This is a genomic window from Frankia sp. CoWAU3, from assembly GCF_977971855.1.
Window position 1 is genome coordinate 1 of sequence record NZ_CDWWXB010000243.1, and the last position, 4,780, is coordinate 4,780.

4 protein-coding genes are annotated in these 4,780 nt (G+C 71.5%); all 4 read right to left on the bottom strand.

Translation table 11 applies throughout. The features are described from left to right. Nucleotides 1-120: 120 nt before the first annotated feature. Nucleotides 121-927: a DUF3105 domain-containing protein gene (locus tag AC08ON_RS16355; protein WP_476608386.1), complete on the bottom strand. Its 807-nt coding sequence runs from the start codon at nt 925-927 to the stop codon at nt 121-123. A gap of 160 nt (nt 928-1,087) precedes the next feature. Next, a complete protein-coding gene (locus AC08ON_RS16360; protein ID WP_476617279.1) occupies nt 1,088-2,416 on the bottom strand; it encodes a coenzyme F420-0:L-glutamate ligase in 1,329 nt (442 codons plus the stop codon). Then, nucleotides 2,409-3,440 carry a 2-phospho-L-lactate transferase gene (gene cofD / locus AC08ON_RS16365; RefSeq protein WP_476608384.1) on the bottom strand — a complete coding sequence of 344 codons (1,032 nt, stop codon included), beginning with the start codon at nt 3,438-3,440 and terminating at the stop codon, nt 2,409-2,411. Before cofD ends, AC08ON_RS16360 begins: the two co-directional genes overlap by 8 nt. 162 nt (nt 3,441-3,602) lie before the next feature. Then, on the bottom strand, nt 3,603-4,211 hold the full coding sequence (locus AC08ON_RS16370; protein WP_035940905.1) for a TetR/AcrR family transcriptional regulator: 609 nt from the start codon (nt 4,209-4,211) through the stop codon (nt 3,603-3,605). Between the last annotated feature and the right edge of the window lie 569 nt (nt 4,212-4,780).

The following is a 4,780-nucleotide window of genomic DNA, read 5'->3' on the forward strand; positions in this document are numbered from 1 at the left end:
ATCTAGGAAACTCCCGCTAGCACCGGTATCTGGAGCTAGCCGGGCGGGCCGTGCCCGGGACGGCGCTCGTCCTGGGCACGGCCCGCCTCGTCACCGACATCTCCGCCCCGGCCGAGAGGGTTAGGGCGCCGGGGTCGGGGTGGTGGGCGACAGTGACATGGTGCCCGCGCCGGGGATCGGGGAGGCGGCCGCGCCCGGATCCACCAGGGGGCCGTCCGCCGTCACGTTCAGGGTGCCGCCCGCCGCGCCGGACTCCGGCGCGGTCGGTGAGTCCCAGGTGGCCCCGGCGGCGTCCGGGTTCGCATGCTTGGTGACGAAATCCTTGATTACGTCCGCGGAGACCGTCGAGCAGCGCTGGGTGCGGTCCCAGGCGGTCAGGACGAAGTGCTTGTTGTCGACGAAGGTGCTCCGGGGCCAGGGCACACCGATGAACCGCGGCCCGGCGTCCGCGGCGAGCTTGCGCAGCTTGTCGACCTGATCCGTCGGCAGGCTCTTGTCGTACCAGCCGATCACGAAGCCGTGTTCGAGGTTGTGTACGGCCCGTTCCACCGAGATGCCCGAGTTCGGGTTGTAGAAGGGAATGCCGTCGGGCAGGGGATCGGGGTTGTGGTTACCCGAGGATGGCGGTGACGCCTCGTACGTGACCGCCGTGCTGACGTGCGTCGAGCCGCGGAACGGGTCGTTCGCCGTGCCGGTGCACCCGGCCGCGGTGGCGGCAGCCGAGGCCGGCGCGACGTAGCCGACCTTGCGGGCCTCGTTCTTCGATCTGCTGTCCGCGACGCTGTAGATGATGATGCCGACGAGGAGCGCGACGGCGACGAGCCCCGACGTCCCGTAGATGAGCAGCGCGCGGCGGCGTTCCCTGCGCTTCTGTTCACGGCGCAACTGCTCGAGCCGGGTGTTGCGTTCGACGCTCTTCTTACCCACGGCAACTGATCCTACGAAGTGTTGCACCACGTCGTCCGGGCAGGATGGATCCGACCCGCCGAACACCACCGGACACGCCCTGTTCCGCCACGCCGCACCGTGACCGTGGCGTCCCGGATCATCCCGGAGCCGGGCCACCCGGGATCGGTCGGCCACGAGGTCAGCGGTGGAGGACGAACGCCGCGGTATCGCGGTCCGGTCGGGCGGGTGCGGGCGCGGCGGCGTGCCCGACCCCGACCGCGCCCATCGGTGTCCAATCGGCCGGCAGGTCGAGCACCCGGGTGACCACCTCCGGGCAGAACAGCGTCGACGACACCCAGCACGACCCCAGACCCTCCGTGGCCAGGGCGACGAGCAGGTTCTGCACCCCGGCCCCGACGGAGACGGTGAACATCCGCTCCTCGGCGGCGGCGCGGCGGGCGTCCGGATAGGGATGTGCGCCGTCGAGGAGCATGATCGGAACGATCAGCAGCGGGGCACGCCGCAGCACCTCGCCGCGCCGAAGCCGACGCTCGACGGCCGCCTCGTCGAACCCGTCGCGTCGTAGATCGTCCGCCCAGGCTTCGGCCATCGCGTCGAGCAGCGCGGCGTGCCGCTCGGTCACGATCACGAAACGCCATGGTGTGGTGTGGTGCGGGGCCGGGGCGGTGAGTGCCGCCGCGATCGCCCGGTCGACCGCGGCCGGGTCGACCGGGCTGTCGGAGAAGTCCCGCACGGTGCGCCGGTCGCGCAGCGCCGCCCGGCGCGCCTCGAGGGTGCCGAGGCGGAACATGTCATCACCAGCGGGACGCAGCAGCGCCCGCCCGCCGGCGCCGTCGTCGGGCGGCCGGCCGTAGCCGCGGACGACTGCCACCGGTGTGGCGCCCAGCTTGCCCTTGACGAGGTCGGCGGCCGCGGCGAGCTCGTCGGCCTCGGCCACCTCGGTCATCCCCAGCTCGTTGCCGTAGCCGTCGAGGTCGCCGACGTGGCTGCGCAGCGCCGCCATGCCGGCCACCCCGATGGCCATGTCGGTCAGGCCGCGCCGCCACGGCCGTCCGGCGGTATCGGTGACGATGACGGCGACATCCACGCCGAGCACGGTGGCCAGGCCCGACCGCAGCCGCCTGGCGCTGGCGTCCGGATCCACCGGGAGCAGGGCGAGGGAGTCCTTGGCGATGTTCGACGCGTCGACCCCCGCGCTGGCGAGGACGAAACCGTGGTGCGTCTCGACGATCCGGGTCGGGCCGCGCCGGGCGACCTCGCGTACCGATTCACTGTCGATCATGGCCTGTCTGGCTTCCTCGCGGTCGCCGGACACCGTGACGAGCCGTCCCTCGGCCTTCGAAACAATCTTTGAGGTGACCACGACGACATCGCCGTCGGCGAGTGTCGGGCCGTGCGTCCGGACGGCCGAGGCCACCAGGACGGCGAGATCGTCGCCGGAACGGACCTCGCCGATGCCGGTGAGCGGGAACACGCGCAGCGCCCGTTCCGCGCTGCGCTCAGGCACCGGCGAGCTCCAGAGCCGCCCGGACGATCGCCACCGTGGCCTTCAGATCGGTCATCAACAGGGGTGTCGCGGCCACGGTCGCGCCGGGAACGGTCGCGCCGGCGTCGGCGGTGTCGACGAGCCAGCCGTCGAGCAGTCCGTCCGCCGTCCCGTCTCCCGGGCGCGGGGCCGTCCCGTGCCCGGTCGCGGCGGGTGCGGTGGCGGGTGCGGTGGCCGGCCCGGCGGTGCGCCCCCGGCCGCCGTAATGCACGCCTACCGCCTGGGCGGAGGTCTCGACGCCGATGGCGGCCAGGCAGGCGTCCGCCATCCCGCGCACGGCTGAGCCGCCGATGATCGGCGACACCCCGACCACCGGCGCCGCGGTTTCGTGCACGGCCGAGCGGATCCCGGGAACGGCGAGGATGGTGCCGATCGAGACGACCGGATTCGACGGGGGGAGCAGTACGACGTCCGCGTCGGCGATGGCGGCCAGGACGCCGGGCGCGGGCCTGGCCTTTTCCGCGTTTACCGGGATGATCGCCTGTGCCGGCACGGCGGCACGCAGCCGCAGCCACCATTCCTGGAAGTGCACCGCGCGCTGGCCGTCGGCGTCCGAGATCACCACGTGGGTCTCGACCCGCTCGTCCGACATCGGCAGCAGCCGTACCCCCGGCTTCCACCGCTCACACAGTGCCCGGACCACGTCCGAGAGGGAGTAGCCGGCGTCGAGCATCCGGGTGCGCACCAGGTGGGTTGCGAGGTCGCGGTCGCCGAGTCCGAACCAGGCCGGCCCGACGCCGTAGGCGGCGAGTTCCTCGGCCACGACGAACGACTCGCCCTCGCGCCCCCAGCCCCGTTCGGCCGAGATCCCGCCTCCCAGAGTATACATGACGGTGTCGAGATCGGGGCAGATGCGCAGTCCGTGCAACGTGATGTCGTCGCCGGTGTTGCCGATTACCGTCACGTCGGCCTCCGGCAGTGCCGCGAGCACGCCGCGCAGGAACCGGGCGCCACCGATCCCGCCAGCCAGGGCTGTAACTCTCACACCGACCAATCCTGGCACCGCGTCCCGACGGATGGGGCACCGGTGGGCGGTGGTGGATCTCCCGGCCGGGGTGATAGCGGCCACCGCCGGGCCGCGGACGGATTTCTCCGGACCGGGGCGGGCGCGCCGGTCGTGTTCCTGACCGAGCCTCGGTCGGGGTTCCTAACCGAGCCTCGGTCGGGCGAACAACGGCGTCATCCATCCGTGGAACTCCGGCTTTGCCGGTATCGGCGTGTCCGTGCAGAAGGCCGAGAGCAGAAAGTGCACGAGATGGCTGGTCGGCCGGGAGGGCGCAGGGTTGGCGAGCCCGCCCTCGATGGTGGCGACCACCGCGTCCGCCGCGAGCTCCCGATCGGGTTCGGGCACGAAGTCGTGCACCGCGGCGAGCGCGAGCCCGTGCAGCCAGTCGTGCAGCCGCTCGTGGTACTCCATGACCGGCGCGGCGTGCGGGGCGCGTTCGGCGACACAGGGATGCAGCGTGCGGCGCCGCTCGACCGAGTCCAGAGCAAGGAAGAGCTTCGCCGCCGGGTCTCCGGGCAACGCTGCGATCCGGTCGACCTCAACGTCAAGCAGGCGGTTCAGCACCGCCGCGAAGGCGTGGTCCTTCGACCGGAAATACCAGTAGACGGAGCCCGGTTCGATGCCGGCGGAACGGGCGATCTCCGCGATGGACGTCCCGGCGAACCCGCGGGCCAGGAACTGCTCCTCGGCGACGGTGAGCAACGCATCGATCCGTTCCTCGCGGGGAACCTCCTGGCGGTTGCGTGGCACCTGATCAGCGTAACGACTCCCATGGTGGGGCAGGAGAAAATCGATGCCCAGTAGCGGTAGCCCCCGTGCGGTACGCCGGCGCCCGGCGGCGCCGTCCCGGCGCCGGCATGATCGGAATCGTGTCCCGGTGTCGGTGGGTGCACTCCGGCCGGGCTCGGGTAGCGGGGTCCGGTGGATGTCTCGGGCGGATGTGTCCTGCTTACCGCCTTTCTCTTGATTCCGATTAGCGAGAGCTGTGAGAGTGAATCTCAGCTCTCTACGTTGCTGGAAGGACCGTCATGTCCGATATCAGGACCACCAAGAGCCTCGAAGCCCTGTCTGGCTCCCTTAATCGCGCGCTTGCGGGGGCCCGCGCCCCCCAGGTCGTGGCCGCCCGCCGGGCCCAGATGCGACAGCCCACCGGTACGACGCCGGCCGGGTCCGACGTCAGGGCCGCGCAGAGATCACGCTACGTTGTGATCGGTGATGTTTTGTAGACGTGCTGTGGGGTGACTCGGGGCGCCCTGGGCGACACAGCGCGAGCGAAGCGTCTCTTTCCCCATGCGTACCCGGCACGGGCCGCGCAAACC